Annotated in this window: 21 protein-coding genes; 8 read left to right on the top strand and 13 right to left on the bottom strand. The window is 67.9% G+C overall.

The genetic code is table 11. The features are described 5' to 3' along the window. Positions 1 to 65: 65 nt before the first annotated feature. From murD to QZ647_RS05040, 4 genes are all read left to right on the top strand, one after another. The gene (gene murD / locus QZ647_RS05025; protein ID WP_291271115.1) at positions 66 to 1,391 is read left to right on the top strand and encodes a UDP-N-acetylmuramoyl-L-alanine--D-glutamate ligase; all 1,326 of its coding nucleotides are present in this window, start codon (positions 66 to 68) and stop codon (positions 1,389 to 1,391) included. A 125-nt stretch (positions 1,392 to 1,516) separates the two neighbouring features. Next, on the top strand, positions 1,517 to 2,935 hold the full coding sequence (locus tag QZ647_RS05030; RefSeq protein ID WP_291271116.1) for an FAD-binding oxidoreductase: 1,419 nt from the start codon (positions 1,517 to 1,519) through the stop codon (positions 2,933 to 2,935). A gap of 24 nt (positions 2,936 to 2,959) precedes the next feature. Then, positions 2,960 to 4,363: a DASS family sodium-coupled anion symporter gene (locus QZ647_RS05035; protein WP_291271117.1), complete on the top strand. Its 1,404-nt coding sequence runs from the start codon at positions 2,960 to 2,962 to the stop codon at positions 4,361 to 4,363. A gap of 50 nt (positions 4,364 to 4,413) precedes the next feature. After that, positions 4,414 to 4,965 carry a hypothetical protein gene (locus QZ647_RS05040; RefSeq protein ID WP_291271118.1) on the top strand — a complete coding sequence of 184 codons (552 nt, stop codon included), beginning with the start codon at positions 4,414 to 4,416 and terminating at the stop codon, positions 4,963 to 4,965. A 74-nt stretch (positions 4,966 to 5,039) separates the two neighbouring features. Here QZ647_RS05040 and ccsA read toward each other — a convergent pair whose 3' ends face one another. The 6 genes from ccsA to QZ647_RS05070 form a co-directional block, all read right to left on the bottom strand. Next, on the bottom strand, positions 5,040 to 6,812 hold the full coding sequence (ccsA, locus tag QZ647_RS05045) for a cytochrome c biogenesis protein CcsA (RefSeq protein ID WP_291271119.1): 1,773 nt from the start codon (positions 6,810 to 6,812) through the stop codon (positions 5,040 to 5,042). Between the two features lie 2 nt (positions 6,813 to 6,814). Further along, positions 6,815 to 7,972 carry a cytochrome c biogenesis protein ResB gene (locus tag QZ647_RS05050; RefSeq protein WP_291271120.1) on the bottom strand — a complete coding sequence of 386 codons (1,158 nt, stop codon included), beginning with the start codon at positions 7,970 to 7,972 and terminating at the stop codon, positions 6,815 to 6,817. Further along, positions 7,965 to 8,609, bottom strand: coding sequence for a hypothetical protein (locus QZ647_RS05055; RefSeq protein WP_291271121.1), 645 nt, complete (start codon positions 8,607 to 8,609; stop codon positions 7,965 to 7,967). Before QZ647_RS05055 ends, QZ647_RS05050 begins: the two co-directional genes overlap by 8 nt. Positions 8,610 to 8,678: 69 nt before the next feature. Next, the gene (locus QZ647_RS05060; protein ID WP_291271122.1) at positions 8,679 to 8,924 is read right to left on the bottom strand and encodes a 4a-hydroxytetrahydrobiopterin dehydratase; all 246 of its coding nucleotides are present in this window, start codon (positions 8,922 to 8,924) and stop codon (positions 8,679 to 8,681) included. Further along, on the bottom strand, positions 8,921 to 10,519 hold the full coding sequence (locus QZ647_RS05065; RefSeq protein ID WP_291271123.1) for an aromatic amino acid hydroxylase: 1,599 nt from the start codon (positions 10,517 to 10,519) through the stop codon (positions 8,921 to 8,923). The genes QZ647_RS05060 and QZ647_RS05065 overlap by 4 nt, the downstream gene beginning before the upstream one ends. A 79-nt stretch (positions 10,520 to 10,598) precedes the next feature. Continuing rightward, positions 10,599 to 11,519 carry a LysR family transcriptional regulator gene (locus QZ647_RS05070; protein ID WP_291271124.1) on the bottom strand — a complete coding sequence of 307 codons (921 nt, stop codon included), beginning with the start codon at positions 11,517 to 11,519 and terminating at the stop codon, positions 10,599 to 10,601. Between the two features lie 31 nt (positions 11,520 to 11,550). On the opposite strand from QZ647_RS05070, the gene QZ647_RS05075 reads away from it, so the two are divergent. Then, positions 11,551 to 12,360, top strand: coding sequence for an RNA methyltransferase (locus tag QZ647_RS05075; RefSeq protein ID WP_291271125.1), 810 nt, complete (start codon positions 11,551 to 11,553; stop codon positions 12,358 to 12,360). Here the strand turns inward: QZ647_RS05075 and QZ647_RS05080 are convergent. From QZ647_RS05080 to QZ647_RS05100, 5 genes are all read right to left on the bottom strand, one after another. Next, on the bottom strand, positions 12,335 to 13,246 hold the full coding sequence (locus QZ647_RS05080; protein WP_291271126.1) for a DUF4402 domain-containing protein: 912 nt from the start codon (positions 13,244 to 13,246) through the stop codon (positions 12,335 to 12,337). The genes QZ647_RS05075 and QZ647_RS05080 overlap by 26 nt on opposite strands. A gap of 36 nt (positions 13,247 to 13,282) precedes the next feature. Then, positions 13,283 to 16,051 carry a hypothetical protein gene (locus QZ647_RS05085; RefSeq protein ID WP_291271127.1) on the bottom strand — a complete coding sequence of 923 codons (2,769 nt, stop codon included), beginning with the start codon at positions 16,049 to 16,051 and terminating at the stop codon, positions 13,283 to 13,285. A 2-nt stretch (positions 16,052 to 16,053) separates the two neighbouring features. Continuing rightward, the gene (locus QZ647_RS05090) at positions 16,054 to 16,845 is read right to left on the bottom strand and encodes a fimbria/pilus periplasmic chaperone (RefSeq protein ID WP_291271128.1); all 792 of its coding nucleotides are present in this window, start codon (positions 16,843 to 16,845) and stop codon (positions 16,054 to 16,056) included. Positions 16,846 to 17,100: 255 nt separating this feature from the next. Next, positions 17,101 to 17,694 carry a DUF4402 domain-containing protein gene (locus QZ647_RS05095; RefSeq protein WP_291271129.1) on the bottom strand — a complete coding sequence of 198 codons (594 nt, stop codon included), beginning with the start codon at positions 17,692 to 17,694 and terminating at the stop codon, positions 17,101 to 17,103. A gap of 372 nt (positions 17,695 to 18,066) precedes the next feature. Beyond that, the gene (locus QZ647_RS05100) at positions 18,067 to 18,849 is read right to left on the bottom strand and encodes a response regulator transcription factor (protein ID WP_291271130.1); all 783 of its coding nucleotides are present in this window, start codon (positions 18,847 to 18,849) and stop codon (positions 18,067 to 18,069) included. 146 nt (positions 18,850 to 18,995) lie between these two features. Here QZ647_RS05100 and QZ647_RS05105 point away from each other — a divergent pair, with 146 nt between their 5' ends. Then, positions 18,996 to 19,937 carry a tetratricopeptide repeat protein gene (locus tag QZ647_RS05105; RefSeq protein ID WP_291271131.1) on the top strand — a complete coding sequence of 314 codons (942 nt, stop codon included), beginning with the start codon at positions 18,996 to 18,998 and terminating at the stop codon, positions 19,935 to 19,937. Here QZ647_RS05105 and QZ647_RS05110 read toward each other — a convergent pair. After that, positions 19,934 to 20,527: a thioredoxin family protein gene (locus QZ647_RS05110; protein WP_291271132.1), complete on the bottom strand. Its 594-nt coding sequence runs from the start codon at positions 20,525 to 20,527 to the stop codon at positions 19,934 to 19,936. The two genes, QZ647_RS05105 and QZ647_RS05110, sit on opposite strands and share 4 nt — an antisense overlap. 106 nt (positions 20,528 to 20,633) lie before the next feature. Between QZ647_RS05110 and QZ647_RS05115 the strand changes: the two genes are divergently transcribed. Continuing rightward, complete coding sequence (locus QZ647_RS05115; RefSeq protein WP_291271133.1) at positions 20,634 to 21,200, top strand: hypothetical protein; 567 nt, start codon at positions 20,634 to 20,636, stop codon at positions 21,198 to 21,200. A gap of 10 nt (positions 21,201 to 21,210) precedes the next feature. Here QZ647_RS05115 and QZ647_RS05120 read toward each other — a convergent pair whose 3' ends face one another. Beyond that, positions 21,211 to 21,720 carry a GNAT family N-acetyltransferase gene (locus QZ647_RS05120; RefSeq protein WP_291271134.1) on the bottom strand — a complete coding sequence of 170 codons (510 nt, stop codon included), beginning with the start codon at positions 21,718 to 21,720 and terminating at the stop codon, positions 21,211 to 21,213. A 108-nt stretch (positions 21,721 to 21,828) separates the two neighbouring features. On the opposite strand from QZ647_RS05120, the gene QZ647_RS05125 reads away from it, so the two are divergent. Continuing rightward, complete coding sequence (locus tag QZ647_RS05125; RefSeq protein ID WP_291271135.1) at positions 21,829 to 22,872, top strand: NAD(P)-dependent alcohol dehydrogenase; 1,044 nt, start codon at positions 21,829 to 21,831, stop codon at positions 22,870 to 22,872. Positions 22,873 to 22,898: the final 26 nt, after the last annotated feature.

Here is a 22,898-nt window from a genome sequence, read left to right on the forward strand (position 1 = left end):
AAGGGCCGGAAGGGCAGTGTACCCCATGGCGGGCCGTCCCCCGTTACGCTGGAGCGGGAGGCTGCATGAGGACAGTGGTCATGGGGGCAGGGCGCTCGGGCCTGGCGGCGGCCCGTTTCCTGGCGGCGGCCGGGCGGCCGGTGGTGGTCACGGACAGCCGCTCCGAGCCCAGCCCTGAGTTGGAGCTCGCCCTGGCGAAGGCGGGCATTCCCGGCGTCTGGGGGAGCCATCCCGAAGCCCTGCTGGAGCGCTGCGGCGAGCTCGTCATCAGTCCCGGCATTCCCCGCAGCGCGCCCTTCGTGGCCGAGGCCCTGGTCCGGGGTATCCCCGTGATCGGGGAGGTGGAACTGGCCCATCGCGTCCTCCGCGCCCGGAATGACGGGAGCCTCGTGCTCGCCGTGACGGGCACCAACGGCAAGAGCACCACCACGGATCTGGCGGCGCACCTGCTGGGGACCGCGGGGACGCCCTCGGTGGCCTGCGGCAACCTGGGCACCCCCGTGATCGAAGCCGTCGCGGCCGGCCTTCCCGGCACGGTCTATGTGGTGGAGCTGAGCAGCTACCAGCTCGAATCCCTGGCGGCGTTCCATGCGGAGGGCGCCGCCTTCCTCAACCTCACGCCCGACCACCTCGCGCGTCACGGCACCCTCGAGGCCTACCGCCGGGCCAAGCTGCGGATCTTCGAACGGCAGGGCGCCGGAGATCTCCGCGTGGTGCCCGCCGCCCACTCCGAGTGGTGGGAGGACGCCCCGGGGACGGGGCGCGCGGCCCGATTCGGCTGGACGCCCTGCGAAGCCTGGTGTGACGGGGAAGGCCGCTTGACCCTTCATGGAGAGGCGCTCCTGCACCGCGATGAGCTGCGCATTCCAGGCGACCACAATGTGGAGAACGCCCTGGCCGCGGCGCTGCTGGCCCGGCACGGCGGCGCCAGCCTGGAGGCCATCCGCGAGGGCCTGCGGAGCTACCCCGGCCTGGCCCACCGCATCGCCTTCTGCGGGGAGAAGGGCGGCGTCCGCGCCTACAACGACTCCAAGGGTACCAATGTGGACGCCACGGTCACGGCCATCAAAGCGCTGCCGGGTCCCCTGGTGCTGCTGCTGGGTGGCACGGACAAGGGTGCCAGCTACGAGCCCCTCCGCGCGGCGCTCGAGGGCAAGCTGCGACGCCTCGTCTTCCTCGGGGAGGCCATTCCCCAGCTCACCCGCGATCTCGGCGATCTGCCCCACGAGGTGGTGCCGGCCTTCGACAATGCCGTCCACGCGGCTTTGGCCCTGGCCCGGCCCGGCGACCAGGTGCTCCTCAGCCCGGCCTGCGCCAGCTTCGACCAGTTCGACAACTTCGAGCAGCGGGGTGAGCGATTTGAAGCCCTGATCGGGGCCTGGCTCGAGTAAAATTACTGTTGGATCGTCTTTGACCGACTGAACGGGCCTCCTTCCCGGAACCATCGCTGTGATCCATGCGTTCAGGGCTCCCGAGGGGCCCTGGAACCCGTTTCCGCTGTCCGCCTGGAGAGCCCATGCACGACCTCGCCCAAATCGCTTCCGACCTGCGCGCCATGCTGGGCGCCGATGCCGTCTTGACTGAGGCGGAGGATCTCGTCCGCTACGAGTCGGGCTGGCGGTACGGGAAAGGCAAGGCCCTGCTGGCGGCCCGCCCTGGCACCACGGCCGAGGTGTCGAAGCTCATGGCCTACTGCCAGGCGCGCGGGATCCGGGTGATGCCTCAGGGGGCCAATACCGGGCTGGTGGGTGCATCCAACCCGGACGCCAGCGGCCGGATGCTGGTGCTCAGCCTGGAGCGCCTGAACAAGCGTCTGGAGATCGATCCGATCAACCGCACCGCGGTGGTGGATGGCGGCCTGCTGCTCAGCACGCTCAATGAGGCCCTTTCCGTGCACGGCCTGACTTTCCCCATCGACCTCGGGGCGGATCCCACCATCGGCGGCATGATCGCCACCAACACCGGTGGCACGCGCCTCCTGAAATACGGGGATGTGCGCCACAACCTGCAGGGCGTGGAGGTCGTGCTGGCCGACGGCACGGTGGTCGATGCGCTGAACCACCTGCGGAAGAACAACACGGGCCTGGACCTCAAGCAGCTCTTCGTGGGTACCAGCGGCGTTTATGGCGTGATCACCGGGGCGGTGCTGCAGGTGGTGCCCGTGCCCCGCCAGCATGCGGTGGCCTTGGTGGGCTGCGTCTCAGGTGGGGCCGTGCTGGCCCTGATGCAGGTCCTGGAGCGCGAGCTTGCGGATGTCTTCACGGCCTACGAAGTCATCAGCGCCAACGCGCTGAATCCGGTGTTCAGGCACCACGAGGATATCCGCAATCCCTACGGCAGCAGCCAACCTCCCGCCTACACGGCGCTGGTGGAGCTGTCATCCACCTTGCCCGACACCGCCTTGAACTTGCCCGAGGTCCTGGAGGAGCGCCTGGGCGCCTTCCTGGAAAGCGAGGCGGGCGAAGGGGTCACGGATGTGTTCATGGGCAAGCCCGAGGAATTCTGGGCCATCCGCCACCACATCAGCGAGAGCCTGCGCAACGAAGGCAAAGTGCTGGCCTTCGACATCAGCGTGCCCCGCAGCCGCATGGCGGCTTTCACCGATGCGGCTGTGGCCCTCCTGGCCAAGGATTACCCCTTCGTCCGGGCCTGCGACTTCGGCCATTGGGGCGATGGGGGCACGCACCTCAACCTGGTCTGGATGGAAGCGGAATCCCCGCGCCCGACGGCGGAGATCGTCGAGGAACTGCAGGCCCGGATCTACGAACTGGCAGTGCGCGGTTTCGACGGCTCATACAGCGCCGAGCATGGCGTCGGACCCCATAACCAGAGGTTCTACGACGCCTATACGCCGGAGCCAGTGAAGGGCGTAAATCATGCGCTCAAGCAGCACCTCGATGCCAGGAATCTGTTGGGCACCACGCGCCTGGACTGAACGGCCTTCTGAAAGGAATGACCCATGGGTGGCAAGAAGTGGCTCTACCTGGTGCTGGCTTTCGCCTGTCTGGCGGGAATCCTGTGGTTCATGCCCACCTCGGCGGCGCTGAAGCCCGCGGCGAAGGCCTCGCTGGCCATCGCGGTCTTCGCCATCATCGTCTGGGTCACGCAGGCCCTGGATGATGCCCTGAGCGCCCTCGTCATCGTATTCCTGCTCGCGGCACTGAAGGCCACGGACCTCACGGGATCTTTCGCTGGCTATTCCAACACGGCGTTGTGGCTCATCGTCATCGGCTTCATCATGGCGGCCTGCATGGAGAAATCAGGGCTGTCCAAGCGCATCGCGCTGTTCCTGGTGAACGCGGCGGGCGGCTCGGCCATCAAGGTCTACTGGGCCGTGGCGCTGGTCATGGCGGTGCTGAGTTTCCTGGTGCCCTCCATCACCGCCCGCACGCTGTTGATGCTGCCGATCATCCTCGGCGTGGGCCAGGCCTTCGGGACCAAGCCCGGCGAGAGCAACATCGTCAAGGCGCTGCTCTTCATCGTGGCCATGAGCGGCACGATGATGAGCATCGGCGTCCTCACCGCCCATGTGGGCAATCCCATCACGGCAGGCCTCATCCAGACCGCCACGAAGAGCACCATCTCCTGGTCCCAGTGGCTCAAGGTGGGCGCCCCGCCGGCCTTCATCCTGGCCTTCGTGTCGGTGTATGTGATCCAGCTGATGTGGCCGCCCGAGTTCAAGAACCTGGGCAAGGGGCAGGACTTCGTCCGCACCGAGCTGGCCGCCCTGGGCAAGTTCAGCGGCATGGAGGCCTACACTCTGGCCGTCTTCCTGCTCACCCTGGTCCTCTGGGCCACGGACTCCTTCCACAAGATCAATGTGGTGATCATCGGCATGCTGTCCGTGATCCTGCTGCTCTGGCCCAGCAAGGGCGTGATGACCTGGAAGGAAGCTCAGCAGAAGGTACCTTGGAATGTCTTCGTGCTGTACGGTGCGGGTCTGTCGATGGGGACGGCGCTGGCCAGCTCCGGTGCGGCGAAATGGCTGGCGGGCACCATGCTCTCCCCCATCGTCACCATGCCCCACGCGGTTCAGATGGTGATCCTCATCTGGTTCATCACCGGCCTGCAGATTTTCTTCACGGGTGGAGGCCCGAAGACCACGGCCCTGACGCCGATCATCATCGCCCACGCCGTGGCCATCGGCGCAAATCCCCTGGGCTTCGCCCTCATTCTCGGGATGAACATGCAGCATCAGTATCTCCTGCCGGTGAGCAACATGCCCAACGCCGTGGCCATGGGCACCGGTCATGTCACGACCAAGGAGCTGATGAAGACCGGCGCCGTGATGAGCGTGCTGGCCGCCGCCTTCATGACCGGCGTGGTCTTCACCTACTGGAAGTGGCTGGGACTCGTCCAGTGATCGCCACCGTCAAGATCTGGCGGTAGATTCAAGGGTCGTTCGGAGGCTTCATGCGCCCTTCCATCCTTGCCCTGCTGATCGCGGCGCCCCTGACGACCCAGGCGGCCCAGACGACCACGCCGACGGCTGCCCAGACGCCAGCCCCTGCAGCCGCGCCCAAGGCTGACATCTTCTCGCCGGTCCGCTTCCTGGTGGGCCAGTGGAAGGGCGAGGGCGATGGCCAGCCCGGCCAGGCCACCGGGGCCGCGACCTTCCGCTTCGAGCTGGAGGGGAAGGCCCTGGTCCGTCGCAGCCACGCGGACTACCCCCCCGCCAACGGGCGCCCCGCCACCCATCACGAGGATCTGATGACGATCTTCGCCGAAGGCGGGCAGCTGAAGGCCATCTACTTCGACAATGAGGGCCATGTCATCCGCTACACCGGGGCCGCCGTGCCTGGGGGGGTGGCGTTCACCAGCGAGCCGGCCCCCGGTCCCCGCTTCCGCCTGACCTACCTGCAGAAGCCCGACGCTGCTGTCACCGTGTGCTTCGAGATCGCCCCACCCTTGGCGCCGGACGCCTTCAAGACCTACCTTGAAGGGGCCACGCGCCAGGTGAAGTGACAGCCTTCCTGGAGGTTCGCGGCCGCAAAAAAGGGCCCCCGGATCGGGAGCCCTTTTTTGCGGCGGAGAAAAGCCTAGGTGTGGGCGCCGGGCTTGGTGATCCAGAACCGGGCGGGCGCGTAGCAGATGGCCATAAGGAGCAGCTGGCTGGCGATGAAGCCGGTCAGGGCCCAGAAGGCCTGGTCCATGAAGCCGTAGGAATGGAGGCCCACCCCGAGCATGTTCACGCCGAACCAGGAACAGGCGGTGATCACATTGCCGAAGATGGCCATGACCATGGTGCCCCGCTCGCGCACATAACCGGCCCAGCGGGCGTGGAGGATGATGGCGTTCCACAGCACGATGAGCAGGGCGCCGTTCTCCTTGGGATCCCAGCCCCAGAAGCGGCCCCAGGACTGGTCGGCCCAGATGCCGCCCAGCACGGTGCCCACGAAGCTGAAGAACAGGGCGAAGCAGATGATGCCGTAGGCCATGTCCACCAGGGCCTTGTCGGTTTCCGGATCGGCCTTGGCGGCGATGTGCTTGCGCAACGCGTAGCCGATGGCAATGGCGCCCGCGAGGAAGGTGCCGGAATAGCCGATGGTGATGGTCACCACATGGGTGGCCAACCAGAAGTTGGAGTCCAGCACGGCGCGCATCATCTCCATGGTGTCGCCCTCGGTGCCCAGGTTCTGGGCCACGATCAGGGAGGCGAAGCCGGCCGCAGCGGCCACGGCGGTGCCGAAGCCCTTGCGGTACATCCGCTCAACGATGAGGCCGAGAATCACCGCGCCCCAGCCCACGAAAACGGCGGAGGAGTAGAGGTTGGTGACCGGGGGGCGGCCCTGCAGGATGATGCGGGCGGCCAGACCCAGGGTGTGGACGATGGCGCCGGCGAACAGCAGGGCGTAGGCCGTGGGCTGCAGGAGCCCGGGCTTCCAGATCCAGGAGACGCACAGCACGAGGAAGGCCACGAAGTAGATGGAGAGGCCCACGAAGAAGGGCTGGGCGCGGTTGAAGAGGATCTCGTTCGAGGCGTGGCTGAGCGCGCCCGGCTTCAGGGTGGTGACCACGCCCTTCATCTCATCGAGGGCCTGATTGAAGCTGGCGGGATCGTTGGTGATGTAGGCGGCGTTGAGCTTGGCCAGGGGCACCAGGCCCGGGTGCATCGCGCCACCGCTGGAAGCGGCGCTGAGGGCCTGGCCGACGCTCTGCCAGGCATCAGGACCCGCTCCTGCCGGGGGCGGCAGAATCCGGAACTGGGCGAGCTGGATCAGGTCCTGGTGGCGCAGGGTGGCATCCGGCGTGCCGAGGGACTGGATCTCCCAGCCCAGGCCGGGGGACCCGGCCAACTGCAGCGTATTCCGGAGCTTGTAATACAGGTAGACCCGGTCGAACAGGTTGACGATGGCGCTCTGGAAGCGGGTGCGCTTCTGGGCGGCGATGGGCTGGGCCGCCATGGCCTGCTTCTGGATCTCCTCCAGGTGGGAGGAGAGGTCGGCGAAGCTGAAATAGTTCCGGTTCTTGGTCTGCTTGGCGCCGATGAGGCCGATGACATCGGGATCGTCGATGACGAAGATGGCCTGCTGATCCGCCACCTGGGGTCGGAACATCACATCAAGGATCCATTCGTCGGGGCCCACCATGCGGCCCTCGTGACGGAATCCCTGGCGGCTGTGGATCACCAGCAGGGAGTTGCGGGCCACGGAGTCCAGGGGCTTGACGCGGCCGCCCTCGAGAATGGGCAGGGTGGCGAAGCCGCTGACATCAAAGCCGCGGGCCTTGCCGCCGGGCAGGGCGAAGATGAGGGCGACGAGCAGGGCGAGGGTGCCGGCCCCCCAGGCGAGGTATTTCTGAACGAAGGTCATGGTCAGCCCTCCTTCTTGTCCTGGCGCCGTTTGAGGGAGCGCCGGAGGACGATGGCGAAGTGCACGAGCAGGCCCAGGGAGACCAGCACGCAGGACACATACGGGAGCAGCCAGCCGGGATTTTCAACCACGGAAAGGACCGAGAGCGTGTCGTTCTTGCCGAAGCTCGCCTGGTAGAAGGTCTTGCCCTCGTACCGAAGCGGCTGGTTCATGTAGATGAGCACCTCGCGGGACTCGTTCTGGGCGGGATTCACCACCTGGACGAGGCTCGAGAAGTTCTTGGGGATGTCCGTTCCGGGATAGACATCGTGCCGGAACTGCTTGAGCGTGAAGGCGTAGGGCAGATACTGGCGGCGCAGGCGCATGGTCAGCGCGTAGGTGCGGCCCTCATGGGTGAAGGTCTGCGGCTGGCCGATGGCCACGGAGGCCAGCCAGGTGCCATAGCTCCGGCCGCCGGCGACGGGTTCCACGACGACCGAGGTCTGGTTCATGTCGTTGTCGGCCGTGACCGTGGGGCGCTCCACAATGGCCACGCCCTGGCCCACGCCGGCCGTGGCCAGGGCGGGGGAACCGGGCGGCAGGTTGCTCAGCTCCGCGTTGGGATAGAAGCGCTTCACATTCAGGGTGATGGGCGTGCCGGGGACGGGGATCGAGGCACGGCGCGACAGCAGCGTGTCGGGGACGGAATAGACCTCGTCGAAGGCGGGATCGGTGACATCGATGACGGCCAGTTCCACATTCTTGTAGCTCTGGACATAGTTGACCGTCTGACCCACCTCGATGGACATGTTGGTGTCCACCTGCATCATGCCGGCCACGAATTCGCCCGCGAAGAGGATGACCAGGCCCGAGTGGACGAGCCACATGCCGGCCTTGGTCCAGGAGCGCTGGATGTCGAGCGTCTTGGCGATGAGGTTGAGGGTGAGGAGGAGGCCCACGAGCGCGGCGCCCGGGAACACCGGCAGGGGGAAGGGCAGGGCCGGGAACTGGCGCCACACGAAGAAGCTGCGCATGTAGGCGTTCACGGCGCCCGCGGTGCCCATCTCCACCTGGGCCAGGGTGCAGAGCACCACCAGCGCCATGAGGAGGGCCAGGAGGACGATGGTGAGCTGGAAGGACTTCAGGAATTTCCAGAGGCGGGTGGCGAGTGTCTTAATCAAGGCGGAGGCTCTCCAGGATGCGCATGAAGTCAGGCTTGGCCTTCGCCGCGGCGGCGGCGTCCCCACTCATCTTCAGGAACCAGGTGTTCCCGTCGGGCGTGGAGATCAGACCGGCCACCAGACGGCTCTTGGTGCCGTCGTTGGTGAAGTCGTAGAGGTTCACGGCGCCAGCCTTGGTCTTGAGCACCACGCGGGCGGCAGCCAGGGCCTGCTCGTCGATCGGGGGCAGGGTGATCTGGCCGCGCCACCGGTTCACATTGGCCAGCTCGCCGCCCGCCGGACCCGGCAGGACCACCACGGTGGCCTCCAGACGACCGGCGACGGGGGTCTTGAAGGTGGCGAAGCGCATGCCGTCGCCGGGCAGCTCGCTCCAGCCCTTGGGGAGGGACCACTTCAGCGGCCCCCGGGCCGAGGCGGCGGGACCGGCGGGCTCAGGACCGGCCGCCTGGGGCGGCATGGTCTCCTCGGCGTGTCCCGGATGGTCCGGGTGGGGCGCGGCGGTCTCCTTGGGCACCCGGAAGTGGGAGACCCCGTCCGGGCGGCAGCCCAGGGTCAGGCCCAGCAGGCCGATCCCGACGAGGGCGCCCTTCAGCAGGGATGGATGGGGGTGGCGGGGGGGGGGTGGCAGGGTCGGCAAGGGGTTCCTCATGGACTTTTCAGAATAACGGACCTGTCCATGCTCAGACAGTAAACAAACGGCAAATGGTCATAGTCCGAAGGGTTTAACCGCATCATCGATGAGCCGGGCCAGGCGGTGGTCCAGGTCGGTGATGCCGTTCGCATCGTGGGTGGTGAGGGCGATGCGGACATAGCCCCAGCCGAAGGCGATGTCGGGATGGTGGTTCAGTCCCTCGGCGGGCCCCACCACCGCACCAACCAGGTGGTAGGCCGTGAGGAAATCCGGGGTCTTGAAGGTCCGCACCAGGCTTCCGTTCTCTTCGGTCCAGCTCATGCCATCGCCTCCAGTTCCGACAGTTCAGCCTGCAGCAGCCACTCGGCGGGATGCCTCCGGACCTGGTCGGCCAGGGCCCGCAGGCCTGGGCCATCCCGCCGGCCACCTTCCCTCAATGCCCGGACCTCGAGGTAAAGTTCCGCAACTTCCGCCGGAAGGGACTCGGCCTTGCGGGTCCGGGCCTGGGCCTCGGCCTCTCCCTCCGAAAAGGCCCCCTGATCGCCGAACCAGCGATCCCAGGAACCCGGATCCGCCGGCCCCCCCGCCACCGAGGGCAGGCCTTCGCTGAGGAAGAGCAGGGCCCAGCTGGGCAGGTCCAGGGGGCGGCCATCCAGGTGGCCCCGCAGGTCGATCACCTCGTGCCCGTCCACGCGGAAGCCCGAGAGGGCGAGCCCGGAAGGCAGCTCCAGGCTGAAGGCTCCGCGCGGGGGCAAGGCGCCCCGTCCGAAGGCCACCAGGGCCTCGCCCGCCCAAGGCGGGCCTTCCGCTGCGCCGCGCCGGGACAGCAGCACCGGGCCCTCGATCCGGGCCAGGGCCGTGGAGAGTCCCGGGGCCACCGGACCGCGGGCCACGATCTGCCCCGTCACGCGACCCGTCAATTCGAGGCCATCTGCCAGCTGGAGGTGGTTCACGGTGCGGGCCCGCAGGGCCTCTGCCAATCCGTGATCCCCGCCCCGCCGCCAGCTCAGGGTGGCCTCGAAGGCCTCGAGCACATCGAAGAGGTGGTCGAAGTCCCGGGCCACGAAGAGCTGGGGTTGCATGCGCGTGATGTCGTACTCGGCATCGACGCAGGCCAGGCTGAGGGGCACCCGCTTCACCGTGTCCGTGAGGCAATGGACCGCTTCGCCCAGGCTGCTGAGGAGCCCGGCTCCGTAAAGCTTCGGGTCATCGAGGTCGCCCACCAGGCCGTACTCGGCGGTCCACCAGTAGAGGCGGCTCGCCTTGGTGCTTTCGCTCTCGTAACGCCGGCTGGCGGCCGCCGCGCGCAACCGTGCCTCCGCCAGCTGCGTTTCCTCCTCGGTGGCGGAGGGATCCTCCTTCACCACGCTGAGATGACGGATGGCCTCGTAGACCGCCTGGTCCTCCACCGAGGCGATGGCACGGAAGCCCGCCTCGCCGCAGCGCTTCAGGTAGTCGGCGTAGCGGCGGTCCGCCAGGATGGGCGCGTGCCCCGCGCTCTCATGGACGATGTCCGGGGCCGGCGTGTATTCGATGTGCTCGTGGCTGCGGATGTCCGCGGCGATGGCCAGCACCCCCAGGGACTGCAGCTCCGTGAACACCGCCGGGGGGATGAAGCCGCGCACGCCCACGGCCGACCAGCCCAGCGCCTCCAGCTTCCCGTTCATCTCGTCGAGGCTGGGGATCGCCTCGAGACCGATGCCCGTGGCGGCCAGGCCGCATAGGTAGCTCGCATGGGCGGTGTGCTTCAGGCGGTCCGTCAGCCGGTGGAGGATGTGCCGCCACACGGCATGGTCCCTGGGTGTGTAGGCTCCGTGGTCCTGATCCACCACATAGCGGCGGAGGTGGGCCGGCAGCCGGTCGATGGCTCGCCGGGTGGGACTGGGTGTCAGGGGATGGGCCGAGGGGAGGGTCAAACCGCGCTCCGGGAACCCCCCAAGCCTAGTGTCAGAACAGATAGGCGGAAATTAAATAAATAATGAACCATTCGTCGAATTATCGTCGTTTGCGAAGGTGGGCGGCCAGGGCCTTCAGACAGGCCTCGGCCGCGGCGGACGCCCCGCCCGAGGGCCAGAGCGCCACCACTTCCACCGCCTGGGCCTTCCGCTCCTTCAGCGGCCAGATATGGAGATCCGCGGGGAAGGGCCCCAGGGCCCGGAGATCCGGGGCGATGGCGCAGGCCCGGAAGGCCCGCAGGGTCGGATAGAGCTGGAGGAAATTCTCCACCCGGGCCGCTTCCCGCACCTGGATCCCGGCCCCTGCAAAGCGCGCCGAGTTGGCGCCGCCGTAGGGATCGTCCCTCAGCCAATCCACGAAGGGCTTGTCGGCCAGGTCCTTCACCCGGAGGAAGCCCGCCCCGGGAGCCAGCCCGCACCCCAGCCCGCAGCCGGGCGCGGCCAGCACCACGAAGGGCAGGCGGGCGAGCACGCGGTATTCCACCCCCCGGTGGGGCGGCAGAGGTGTGAAGCCCAGGGCCAGGTCCAGCTGGCGCGTCTGGATCTGGCGCACCAGCTCGTGGGCGCCACCGAAGGCCGCCTCCAACTTGAGGCCCGTGCGCGCGGCGGCCTGGGCCAGCGGCTCCATCAGCAGGGCGGAGAGGGTGGGGTTCAGGCCCAGGCGCAGCCCGGGTTCCGGCGAGGCGAGATCCCGCAGGCGCTTCAGGTCCAGCTGATGGAAGGAGGCCTGGGCGCCGGCAAAGAGGCGCTCCCCCCGCGGGGTGAGGCTCAGGCGGCGGCCCGGCCCGCGCTCCACCAAGGTCTCGCCCTCGGCGAGGGTCTCCTCCAGGGCGCGGAGGTGTTCGCTCACCACCGAGCGAGCCACACTCAGATGCTGGGCCGCGGCCTCGAGCGAGCCCGTCTCCACGACGGCCACGAAGGCCTCGAGCCAGGTGAGGTGCCGGGGAAGTTTGCGGGGCATGGCACCAGCCTACCGCCTGTAACCTGATCCCATGCCGGCCTTCGACCCCTGGGACCCCTACCGCGACCTGCGTTTCGCCGGCACGCGGGAGCACCCGGATTACGGGACCTGCTTCATCGCGGAGGGCCGGATCCTGGTGGAGGACCTGCTGGAGGCGGGCCGCGCCGGGCGCCTGAAGGTCATCTCCGTGGCCGCCACCACCTCGGCAGCGGCAGAGCTTCGCGACCGCCTTCCGGCCGGCACGGACCTGCTGACGATGGAACCCGCGGCCCTGTCGGAGCTGGCGGGCTTTCCCTTCCACCGCGGCCTCATGGCCTGCGCCCAGGTGCCCGCACCGCCGCCGGCCCCGGCCCTGCGCGCCGCCCGCCGCCTGCTGGTGCTGCCCCGCCTCTATGACAGCGAGAACCTGGGGCTGCTGCTGCGTAGCGCCGCGGCCCTGGGCCTGGATGGCGTGCTGGCGGGGCCGGGGCCGGGCCAGTGGACCCGGCGCACCGTGCGCGTCTCCATGGGCGCCGTGTGGCGCATCCCCGTGTGGCGGGCAGAGGATCCCTGGGCGCTCCTGGCGGATTGGAAGGCGGCGGAACCCGGCTCGGAAGCCGTGGCCGCCGCGCTCACGCCGGGGGCGGAGGAGGCGCATGCCTGGCGGCCGGCCCCCCGCTGTGCCCTGGTGATGGGTCCGGAGGACACGGGCCTGGATGCCCGCCAGCTGGCCTGCTGCGACCGTGCGGTGGCCATCCCCATGGCGTCGGGCATGGACAGCCTCAATGTCGCCGCCGCCGGCGCGATCCTGATGTTCCAGATGGCGGGATCCGGCTTCACTGGTAGCAGACGGACACCTTGAACAGCCCGCGGTAGAGCCCGCTCGCCTGTCCGGGCGGCACCACCAGGCTGGCACCCACCCGGAAGGGCACCGTGCCCGTCGGAAGGGCGCCCTGGACCGGCAGGTCGCAGACGAATTCACGGACTTCCAGAGGTGCGCCGGGCCCCGTCAGCAACATCCGGGTGGGCAGCTGCAGGTTGTAGCCCGAGCCTGGAGGGCCCGACAGGAGGAAGGCCGCGGGCCGGGGATTGCCGCGGACCAGACGCGGTCCCCCAGCGGGGGTGCTCCGGTGTGAGCCATCCGGGGCGATGCTGAAGGTGCCCTCGGTGGAGCCTGGCAGCAGGCTCCCGAAGTCCAGGGGGCTCCCGTTGCTCAGCTTGAGGACAGGGCGCAGGTAGGCACGAATGCCGAAGGCTTGCCGCGCCACCCGGGGTTCCGGGCTCCCCTGCACCCGCATCTCCAGAATCACCTGCTCGAGGGCGTAGGGGCCTTCGGGCGTGCCGGCCTGGATGTCGAGTTTGGCGCCGAGCCGTAGTTCCGCCTGACCCTGGGCATCGAAGGTTCCCTCCAGGCTGGGGAAGGACGGGAAGAACGACTCCACATGGATCTGCCCGCCCCGCGGTCCAGCGAGCAGCGGTTTCGGCGGATCCAGCCGCAGGAAGAACCGGGCCCGGGGTGGACCTGACAGCTGGAACCGGGCCTCCTGGCTGGTCGGCCGGAGGATGGGGCTGAGGCCGGGGCTCAAGGCGATCCGCACCCCTTCGTGGGTGAGGGTGATCATGCCGCCCCGGTCCGCCACCTGGAGGCCGCCGAAGTGCATGTCCTGCACCAGCCGGATGGCCGGATCCTGGGCCTGGGCCAGCACCGAGGACAGGGCGAGGGTGAGCAGGATGGGCCGGGTGAACATGGCAGCTCCTTTCCAGGTGGGTCGGGGTCGAACGGATCAGGGCTTTCGGGGAGGAGGGTCCTCCCGGGCGGGCGGGACGGGCAGTGCTTCGGCGGGCCCTTCTTCCACCACCAGGTCGAGGCCTTCGAGGAAGCTCTTCTTCGCATCGATGTGGATGGGGCGCGAAGGTGCGTGCGTCAAGCCCAGGCGGCGGACCTCCTCGGGCGTGATGCGAAGCACATAGTCACCGGGCGGGAGGTCACGGAACTCGAAGAAGCCGTCGTAGGCGCTCCGCTTCGTCTTGAGGGAGGTGCCGGCGGGCGTGATGATCTCCAGTTCGAGCCCCGGCAGCTCCTCGGTCTTGCCGGCCTTGCGGAGCCGGGTGGTGCCGCTCACCTCGCCCATGATGGTGATGGGGTAGTCCACGGTCATGACCTTGCCGGGCCTGGGGAGAATCCGATAGGAAGCGAGGGTCGGCCGCATGGAGGCATCCTCCAGGGTGCCTTCGTCCACCTGGAAGGCCAGATCCTGGCTCCTGCCCACATGGGAGTACAACGCGACCTTGGGATCGGGCCGCCGTTCCGGCAGTTCGCTCCCACCCACCTTGAACCGGACATCCTCGAGGGTGCGTTCGCCGGGATCTCGCCGCCCATTCAAGTTCTCGTCCATGAAGGCGGAGGCCGAGACGGCTCCCATGGACGACATGGCGCGGGCATCCATGAAGCCTTTGCCCGTCCGTGGTTCGCGTCCGAAGGAGGCCGACAGGCGCAGGCCGGCGGTATAGCCCGTGGCCCGGGCGTAGCTGGCATCGACCCCGTAGGCGATGCGCCCCGTCATTTTGGTGACGCTGGCGTTGATCGCCGTGTCGCGCAGGGATCCGTTGCTCCCCTGCAGGGTCACCCGGTAGAGCATCCCTTCTCCGTGGCGGTAGTCCGCGCCCAGGCCCCAGCTCTGGAACCGCGTCCGGTTCTGCTCCCGGGCGAAGGTCACCGAACCCAGAAGGTTGAGGTTCTCGCCGAAGGAGGAGACGAAGACGCTCCCCTCGGTCCGGACGGACTCCTGGCCGGCGCGCAGGGAGCGGATGCGCGTGAGGATGGGCGAGATGCTGAGCCGGGAGAGGCTGGCCGTGACCTGGGCGCGATCGCTCTGGAAGGCGCTGTCGAGAAAGACCTGGCGCTGGTGCTGGAGGTAGAGGTTCAGCGGGAAGCTCTTGAGGGGAAGAGGCGCCGAGAAGTCCGCGAAGTCCTCGGTGCGGATCACTTCGCCGCGCTCCGAGATGCCGAGTTTGTAGAAGCCCCGACGGTACTCCGACCGCCTCAGGGTCATGGTGGAGTAGCCGATGCCGGTCATCAGGATGCCCTCGGCGGCCAGTCCCTTGGACTCGGTTCCATCCGTCTTCTCAGCCTGGTCCTGGGCTCCGTTCAGCTGCAGGGACAGGAAGGGCAGGATCGCCCGGAGTCCCAGCACGCTGTAGTCGTGCGTGCCGGTGGAGACGGCCATGCGGCTGAAGCCCGATTTCACGGAGAACATGGTGGACAGTCCATATTCGGCCTCGGCCAGCAGGGCCGTCCGGTGGGTCGGATCCAGCAGGATGGGCTGGGCACTCGGGTCGAGGCTCACCAGGGGGTAGGTGAGGTACGACGCTCGCGGCCGCCAACCCGCCGCGCGGTAGTAGAAGGTCCCCGGAGGCGGTTGCTCCTGCGCGATGTCCAGGCGGTAGTTCCGTTCCGTGCGCTGGCCGAGCGGGCCATGGAAGACCAGCCGGAATTGGTTCAGCCCGAACCGCATCGGCACATCCATGAATTCGTACTGGCCATCGGCCCGGGACCGCTGGAACGATACCAGGCTGCCGTTCTGGTACAACTCCACCGTCCAGCCCTCCGGCAGGGGCCCCCGGAAGGTCCGGGCGGCGAAGGTGGCGCGGTACGAGGTGGGGTAGTTGTCCACGAGCACCCCGCGTCCGGAGGGCAGGGAGCCGGCCAGTTCCAGCGAGGGGGTGGGGATGTCCACCAGGGCGACATGCCTGGCGTGGAGGGGCCCCAGCAGGCCGCCCGAGGGGTCGTCCCGGGACAGCGTCCCGCGGCTCGAATTGAAGGAGCCGTTCGCGTCCCGGGTGAGGTAGATTTCGGAGCTCATCCAGAGCAGGTCGCCGCCGGTCATGACGGCGCCCTGGACCGGGGCGCCGGCCCCCCGCTGGGCTGTCCGCCAGGAGGCGCTGAGATCCACCATGGGGACATCGATGAAGGCATAGGGCGATGGATAGCGCGGCGCCTGGTTCGCCGGGTCAGTATCCGGCGCGAAGCCGAGCTTGCCGCCGTATCGCTTGTCGCGGTCCCAGGCGGCCTGGATCGGCAGGCGCTCCTTGGCCTTGATCTGGATGGCGGAGGCCCGCAGGTCGATCTCAAGTTCCAGGGGGAACCATGTCTGGAAGAGGCGGGCGTCCACATAGAGGTCGGACTTGAAGGCGCGCACCTGCGCAGCCTCGAAGGTCATGCGGCGACCCTCCACCTCCACCGTCCGGCCCGCGAGGTCCAGCGCAAAGCGCCGCCTGGGCGAGATGAAGAAGCCTGAGGCCTGCCCTTTCGCGCCCTGCACGGTGATGCCGAGGGACAGCAGCCGCGACAGTTCCCCCAGGGGGACGAGGGGGGCCGGCCGGGCCGGAAAGGCCAGGAGGCCGTCACCCAAGGGGGTCCGGTCGAGGTAGGGCTGCAGGATCATGGCGTCGGCCTCGTCCAGGGGGCCGTCTTTCCGTTCTTGCGCATCCACCAGGGCGGCCGCGAGGAACACCGCCGCGGCCGCCCGGAGGAAACACCGATCTGGAGGCATGTTCAGTGGTCGATGTCGAAGGAGGCCGAGACCGGGGGGAGCTTCATGTCGGTGGCGGTGAAGGTGACCTTGACCCGGGTCCCCTTGAGCCCGCCGTTCTGCCCAAGCTGCATGGGCAGGTGGACTTCCCGTCTGGCGAGGTTCGCGTAGATGGCGATCGCCTTCAGCTCGCTGATGCGGGCGCCTTTCTTGAACTTGCCGCCGGATTCCACGGTGACGGCAAACTCGCCGATGACGCTGCGATTCCCGGTGCGCTCCATGGTGAGGCTCAGGACCGGGAGCGCCTCGGGTACATCCGGCTGCCAGAAACGGAACCCGGTGAGCGTGATGTTCGCCGTGGTCGGTCCATGCCGGACGATGATCGGTATGGAGATGCCCACCAGCTGCGTGATGTTGAAGCTCAGCTTCTGCTCGGGGTCCTCGCCGGAGGGCTTGGGGGGCTCGGCGGTGGGGATGGCCTGGAGCAGCAGGTGGGATCGGTATTCGCCGTCGGGGAGCCCTTCCGGTTTGCGCACCTGGACTCGGACCGTCTGGGACTCGCCGGGGGCGAGATCCACCTGGCGGGGGGAGAAGCGGACCAGATCCGCAGCGGTGATCTCACCGGGCCTCCGCTCCCGCTCCTGGATCCTTCCGCCGGGCAGCATGTCCATTTCCTTGAAGCTCACCCGGTACGAGGCGGCCGTGACCCCGCAGTTCTGCAGCATGATCTCGGCGGAGCGCTCGCGTCCCTCGAGCACCACGCGGGTGGGGAAGATGGCGAGATCTCCGGTTCCTCCGGGCCGGGGGGCCGGCATCCCTGAAGGGGGCTTGATCGGCTGGCCGGCAGGAGGTGACGCCGGTTGCGCGGTGGGCGGAGACGGCGCGGGCGTCTGGGGGACGGCTGATGGGCCGCCGCCGGCGTCTCGGGAGATCGCCAGCAGGCAGCCAAGAAGGATGGATAGGGCAGATCGGCTCGGCATCATGGCGGTGGGTGTTGGGCCTTCGGCGCCGACCCGGGGGCCGCGAGGTCAGACCTCGCGGCCCCCGGGGATTCCTGACGCCGCAGAGGCTCAGTTGTAGGTGACCTTTACCGTGATGGTCCCGGCGTAGTTGCCGGGGATGGCATCCGAGGGGATGTCCAGCTTGCCGAACACTGAGAAGTGCTTGGCCGCGGTGCCTTCCTTGGGCGGGAAGTAGAGGCAGGAGTCCACGGGCAGGTCGTTCTTCGGGGTGAAGTGGCAGGCCTTCCCATGGGGGCCGATCAGATCGGTGGCGGTGATGTCGATGCTCACATTGGGATCGCCATCAGGGACGGGCATGAGGCTCGGGCCGCCGCCGCCGAAGTTGTTGTCCCGCTGATAGTGGAAGAAGGCCGCGGTCGGCATTGCGGTCTTGTTGTAGAAGCCGCAGTTCACGAGCTTCTTGTCGGTGAGGGACGGGTTGCCGTTGGGCGGCGTGTTGAAGGTCAGCTCCACACTGGCGGCCTTTCCGAGCTCATCCAGCACGATGGATCCGAAGTTCAGGTCCTGGGTGGACACGACCTTGACGGGCGCCATGATCTTGGCGAAGGAGTGGGCGGTGGCGGTGTCGCTGTTGCCGATGCCGACCGGATCGAGGGCCAGCAATGGGGATGCGACGAGCGCGAAGGCGATGAACTTGCGCATGAATTCTCCATATGGGGCTAGCGTCCGGTGGGCGATGGATTCAACCCTGGCCGGACAATGTTTGGGGAACCCGGATTCCCCCGAGCGGGGGTTTCCGGGGTGAGACAGGCCACTGGCGGGCGCAGTCCCGGGTTCATGCGGGCGCAGCGGCCTTGGGGCGTTGCATTGAGGGTTCCTGACCGGACCGATGCAGGTGACTGGAACAGGTCTAAGGTGATGCCGTGGAAGAAAGCGAGCAAGGGCGAAAATGGTTAAGATTTGTTAAAAAATCGATGAAAAACCACAATATAAATCATTTTATTTCTTTGTTTGAATCTTCATTGCCCAGTGCCTGCCGGCTGGGGTTCCCCGGTTTGGGCAGGGGGCTTCCTGCTAGCAGCAGACGAAACCCACGCCCCACTCCGTCTTGAAATGCTGCGGGTGGGCGGGGTCGTCCTCGAGCTTTTCGCGCAGTTTGCACACGAAGACATCCAGGGCCTTCGCGCTGCCGAAGTGGTGCTCGCCCCAGACCTCTTCGCGGAGCTGCTCCCGCGTGAGCACCTCGCCCGGGTGCCGGAGGAACACGGCCAGCAAGGCGAATTCCCGGGGCGTGAGATCCACTTCGCGGCCGCCCTTGAAGACCTTCATCGTCAGGCATTCCAGGCGCAGGTCGCCGAGGGACAGGGTGTTCGAGATCTGGGACTGGTGCGCGTACCGCCGCAGCACGGCCCGGATCCGTGCCACGAGCACATCCGGACCGAAGGGCTTCACCAGGTAGTCATCCGCGCCCAGATCGAGGCCCGACACTTTGTCGGAGTCGTCGCCCCGTCCCGTGAGGATGAGGATGGCCAGCGCTTCGCTCTGCTGCCTCAGCTTCTGGCACAGCTCGAATCCATCCATGCCCGGCAGGCCGATGTCCAGGAGGGCCACCTGCGTTGGATGGCGGTTGAAGAGGTCGAGAGCCTCCTCGCCGCTGCCCGTCTCGTGGACCTTGAAGCCCGCCTTCTGAAGCGTGATCCGGATGAACTTCCGGGCGACGGGATCATCCTCCACCAGCAGGACCGGACAGGTGGGTCCCAGGATTCCGATCCAGCTCGGGCCATGCGAATTCCGGGACGCACCAAGGGGAACCTCCGTGGAGGTCGGCTGGAAGGTGCAGGGTGTCCGCTGGTTCATGGATCCCCGGAGGGGGGCGACCGGAACGGAAAACAGGCTCGGGCGCCAAGGGCAAAAGCTAGCATGTTCTTTTAAGATGTTCAAGTTATCAATGTTTATTTTTTACCTAATCAGCCTATGCTTGATCATGCTTTTGGGTGGATAACATGACTTTCGGGTGGACTGAGTCGGACACCGGGGCGGAGACCCTCCAGGGCCGAATCGAAGCGGGCGCCGCAAGTTCCAAGGCCCGGGATTTCCAGGCCGCCAGCGAGCATTACCTGCGTGCTCTGGAATGGGATCCACGCCATCCCCAGGCCCTGCGGGGGCTGGCCGAGGCCTACCGGGGCCTTCGCGAGGCCGGGCGGTGCCTCGAGACCTGGGATCGCTACCTCGCGGTTCGGCCGGACGATGTCGCCGTCCAGACCCGCGTGGGCGACGCCTGCCGGCGGGCCGGTCAGCTGGAGCGGGCCGCCGCCCACTACCAGGCCGCCCTGCATCACGATCCGCGGGACCGCTATGCCCTCATGGGGCTCGGCGACCTGCACCAGAAGGCGCATCGCTCGGAGGAAGCGCTGGCCTGCTGGGAGCAGCTTCTGACCCTCGCCCCGGGCCTGCTGAACATCCGCACCATGGCTGGGAACCTGTGCCGCCGGAAACTGGATTTCCTCCGCGCGGAGCACCATTTCCGCGAGGCCCTCGCCCTGGATCCCCACAATGCCCACGCGGTCTTCGGGCTGGCCGACGCCCTGCGGGGGCAGGGCCGCTTCGAGGAGGCGGCACCCTACTGGGACGAGATCCTGGAGGCCGATCCCAGGAACCGGCAGGTGCTCTGCCGGGCCGGGGATTGCTTCACGCGGCTGGGTCGGTGCGACCGGGCCGAGGCCCTGTTCCGCCGCGCCCTCGACTCCGGCTACGACCGCTCCGCCCTGCTCGGGCTGGCCAAGGTGCAGCTCCAGCTGGGTGTTCCGGCCGAAGCCATCCGCTGCTACGAGACCATCCTCGCGCGGAATCCAGAGGACGCGCGCACCGCCTTGCTCCTGGCGCAAGTCCGGGCGGAGGGCGGACCGCTCACGGGGCTCCGCCCGGGGACGACGGACCCGCCCTAAAGGCCGACTTGCCTCTGGTCCTGGCGCTCCCGGCTGGCGGCGATGTCGGTGAGGTGCAGCAGCTCGTCGACCACTTCCTGGCGGGCGGCGTCCTGCCCATAGCGGGCGGAGACTTCCTTCCGCGCGGCGGCCACATTCCCGCTGGCCTTGCCCCGGGCGATGAGCTCCCGGCAGGCCTCGGGCATGGGCCCCCAGTTCCCGCATTCCACGAAGCGGTCACTCAGGAAGATGAACTTGGGAATGGCCTCGCCGCCGTTGGTGAGGAAGCGGATGAACACGCCCGGGTGCTGCTCCCGGCTGATGTAGCGGACCCGGAGGTTGGGCCCGGCGTCGGCCATGCGCTGGAGCACGGGCACATGGCGAACCACATCCCCGCACCAGTCCTCGGCGATGGCCACGACATGCACGGGGACGGGCAGCGTGGCCAGGAAGCCCGCCGCGGTGGGATCCAGCACGAGGGCACGGCGCTGTGCCTCGATCTCGTGGGCCTGCTCGGTCGATTCAGCTGCGCTCAACCAGGCGGCGTATTCCTGGCCGGATTCGAACACGGCTTTCCAGTCGAGGAGGGGCAGGGTGGCTGGGCGGGGCATGGAACCTCCGGTGGTCGTTTGATGCTGCCATGTCGGCCCTCGTTCCGGGCGTACCTTTGGGGCGGCGCCCAGCGCATCCCGCTGGAGCGTTGGAGGAGGGGGAGCCATGAACGAGACCGCCGACTCGACCCGATCATCCCTCGAATGGAAGGAACCCCAGGCCGCCGAGCCCCGGTACGAGCCCCGGTACGAGCTATGGGCCGGCGAGGACCTGCTGGCGACCCTGTCCTTCGGGTCGCCATGCCGGACCCTCGGAACCGTCGAGACCCAGGAGGGCCGATGGACCTTCCAGCAGGCCGGCTTCCTCCGGCCCTCGATTCTCGTGCGCGAGGAGGAATCCGATCTGGACCTCGCCGTGTTCCGTCCCGGCCTGCTGGGCCATGGCCGCCTCCGGTTCACCAGCGGGGTCGTCTTCCAGTGGCGGCACGAGGGCCTGGGCTCCGCCACCTGGTCCTTCCGCGGCGACGGGGGGGAGGTGCTGGTCGCCCTCCAGCTGCACCCCGACGGCGAGGAGGGGCCAGGGCCTCACCGGGTCCAGGCTGAGGTCGAGGTCACGCCTGCGGGCCACTTCAGCCCCCGGGTGCCCCTGCTGGCGGCCCTGGGCTGGTATCTGATCCTGCTGCATCGCCAGGAGGAGGAGCCGGTCACCGACGGACCCATCGAATCTGTGTAATGAGGACGGCTCAATCCAGGGCCAAGCGATACACGACCACCTCATCGCCCGGCGACCATTCCATGCTTCCTGTGGAACGAAAGCCCAGGGCCTCAAGCAGGCGGATGGAGGACGCATTGCCGGGCGAGACGATGGCGAGGACCCCCGGCAGCCGCAGGGCCTCGCGTGCGTAGGCGAGACACGCTGCGGCGGCCTCGCGGGCATGCCCGCGTCCCCAGAACTCCGGCACGAAGGCGTAGCCCAGGTCCACCTCGGGAAGCGCTTCGCGCCGGATGAGGCCGCACATGCCCATGGGCGTGCCCGCACCCCGGTCCTGCACCATCCATAGCCCGTGGCCGTGGACGGCGTAGCTCGCCAGGGGGCCCTGACGCAGGTAGTTCTCGGCCTGGTCGATCGTGCGCACGCCCTTGTCGGCGATGTGCTCGATGAAGGAGGGTTCGTTGAGCAGCCGCAGGATGAAGGGCGCGTCTTCCAGGGTGAAGGGGCGGATGAGCAGGCGGCGGGTCAGCAGGGGCGTCATGGCTCCAGGATGGCCCAACCCACCGGCCCGACGCCACGCACCCCGGGGTGCCTTCTGGTCTTCCCGCGGCCATGGACTAGAGTGGATGTCCTGCCTCAAGGAGTTTCCATGGCCATCGCCAAAGCCTACGCCGCGACCTCTCCCTCGGCGCCGCTCACCCCCTTCCAGTTCGAGCGCCGGGCCGTGGGGCCCCACGACATCCAGATCGAGATCGCCTACTGCGGCATCTGCCACTCGGACCTCCACCAGGTGCGCGACGAGTGGGGCGGCTCGAAGTTCCCCATGGTGCCCGGCCACGAGATCGTGGGCCGCGTCACCGCCGCGGGCGCCCATGTGAAGGGTTTCAAGACCGGCGACCTGGCGGGCGTGGGCTGTCTGGTGGACAGCTGCCGCACCTGCCCCAGTTGCCAGCGCCACTTCGAGCAGTTCTGCGAGAAGGGGGCCGCCTTCACCTACAACAGTTTCGAGATGGACAAGAAGACTCCCACCCAGGGGGGCTACTCCTCGAGTGTGGTGGTCGATGAGGCCTTCGCACTGAAGGTCTCCCCCAAACTCGATCTGGCTGCAGCCGCGCCCCTGCTCTGCGCGGGCATCACCACCTATTCGCCCCTGCGCCGCTTCAACACGAAGAAGGGCGACAAGGTGGGCGTGGTGGGCCTGGGCGGGCTGGGCCACATGGCCGTGAAGCTGGCCGCCGCCATGGGCGCCGAAGTGACCATGCTCAGCACCTCGAAGTCGAAGGAGGCCGATGCCCGCAAGCTCGGCGCCCACCACTTCGGCCTCACCTCCGACGACGCCACCTTCAAGCGGCTGGCGGGCCAGTTCGACCTCATCATCGACACCATCTCCGCGCCCCACGACTACAACAAATACCTGGGCCTCCTCCGCCTGGAGGGCGCCATGGTGCTGTTGGGCGTGCCGCCGGAACCCACCCCCGTGGCCGCCGGATCGCTCATCTTCGGCCACAAGGTGCTGACGGGCTCGCTCATCGGAGGCATCAAGGAAACCCAGGAAATGCTCGATTTCTGCGCCGAGCACGGCATCGTCTCCGAGATTGAGCTCATCCCCGTCCAGCAGGTGAACGAGGCCTACGAGCGCATGCTGAAGAACGATGTCCGCTACCGCTTCGTGCTGGACATGAAGACCCTGTGAGGGGCCGCCTCCGGCATAAAACTTGA

Origin of the sequence: Geothrix sp. (assembly GCF_020622065.1) — a bacterium.
Classification (GTDB): Bacteria; Acidobacteriota; Holophagae; order Holophagales; family Holophagaceae; genus Geothrix.

Bases quoted from the DNA above. Each gene is read 5' to 3' on its own strand.
- QZ647_RS05125 (WP_291271135.1), top strand. From the start codon at position 21,829: ATGGCCATCGCCAAAGCCTACGCCGCGACCTCTCCCTCGGCGCCGCTC.
- QZ647_RS05080 (WP_291271126.1), bottom strand. From the start codon at position 13,246: ATGTTCACCCGGCCCATCCTGCTCACCCTCGCCCTGTCCTCGGTGCTG.
- QZ647_RS05035 (WP_291271117.1), top strand. From the start codon at position 2,960: ATGGGTGGCAAGAAGTGGCTCTACCTGGTGCTGGCTTTCGCCTGTCTG.
- ccsA (WP_291271119.1), bottom strand. From the start codon at position 6,812: ATGACCTTCGTTCAGAAATACCTCGCCTGGGGGGCCGGCACCCTCGCC.
- murD (WP_291271115.1), top strand. From the start codon at position 66: ATGAGGACAGTGGTCATGGGGGCAGGGCGCTCGGGCCTGGCGGCGGCC.
- QZ647_RS05110 (WP_291271132.1), bottom strand. From the start codon at position 20,527: ATGCCCCGCCCAGCCACCCTGCCCCTCCTCGACTGGAAAGCCGTGTTC.
- QZ647_RS05060 (WP_291271122.1), bottom strand. From the start codon at position 8,924: ATGAGCTGGACCGAAGAGAACGGAAGCCTGGTGCGGACCTTCAAGACC.
- QZ647_RS05090 (WP_291271128.1), bottom strand. From the start codon at position 16,845: ATGCCGGCCCCCCGGCCCGGAGGAACCGGAGATCTCGCCATCTTCCCC.
- QZ647_RS05085 (WP_291271127.1), bottom strand. From the start codon at position 16,051: ATGCCTCCAGATCGGTGTTTCCTCCGGGCGGCCGCGGCGGTGTTCCTC.
- QZ647_RS05120 (WP_291271134.1), bottom strand. From the start codon at position 21,720: ATGACGCCCCTGCTGACCCGCCGCCTGCTCATCCGCCCCTTCACCCTG.
- QZ647_RS05040 (WP_291271118.1), top strand. From the start codon at position 4,414: ATGCGCCCTTCCATCCTTGCCCTGCTGATCGCGGCGCCCCTGACGACC.
- QZ647_RS05075 (WP_291271125.1), top strand. From the start codon at position 11,551: ATGCCGGCCTTCGACCCCTGGGACCCCTACCGCGACCTGCGTTTCGCC.
- QZ647_RS05105 (WP_291271131.1), top strand. From the start codon at position 18,996: ATGACTTTCGGGTGGACTGAGTCGGACACCGGGGCGGAGACCCTCCAG.
- QZ647_RS05100 (WP_291271130.1), bottom strand. From the start codon at position 18,849: ATGAACCAGCGGACACCCTGCACCTTCCAGCCGACCTCCACGGAGGTT.
- QZ647_RS05030 (WP_291271116.1), top strand. From the start codon at position 1,517: ATGCACGACCTCGCCCAAATCGCTTCCGACCTGCGCGCCATGCTGGGC.
- QZ647_RS05095 (WP_291271129.1), bottom strand. From the start codon at position 17,694: ATGCGCAAGTTCATCGCCTTCGCGCTCGTCGCATCCCCATTGCTGGCC.
- QZ647_RS05070 (WP_291271124.1), bottom strand. From the start codon at position 11,519: ATGCCCCGCAAACTTCCCCGGCACCTCACCTGGCTCGAGGCCTTCGTG.
- QZ647_RS05115 (WP_291271133.1), top strand. From the start codon at position 20,634: ATGAACGAGACCGCCGACTCGACCCGATCATCCCTCGAATGGAAGGAA.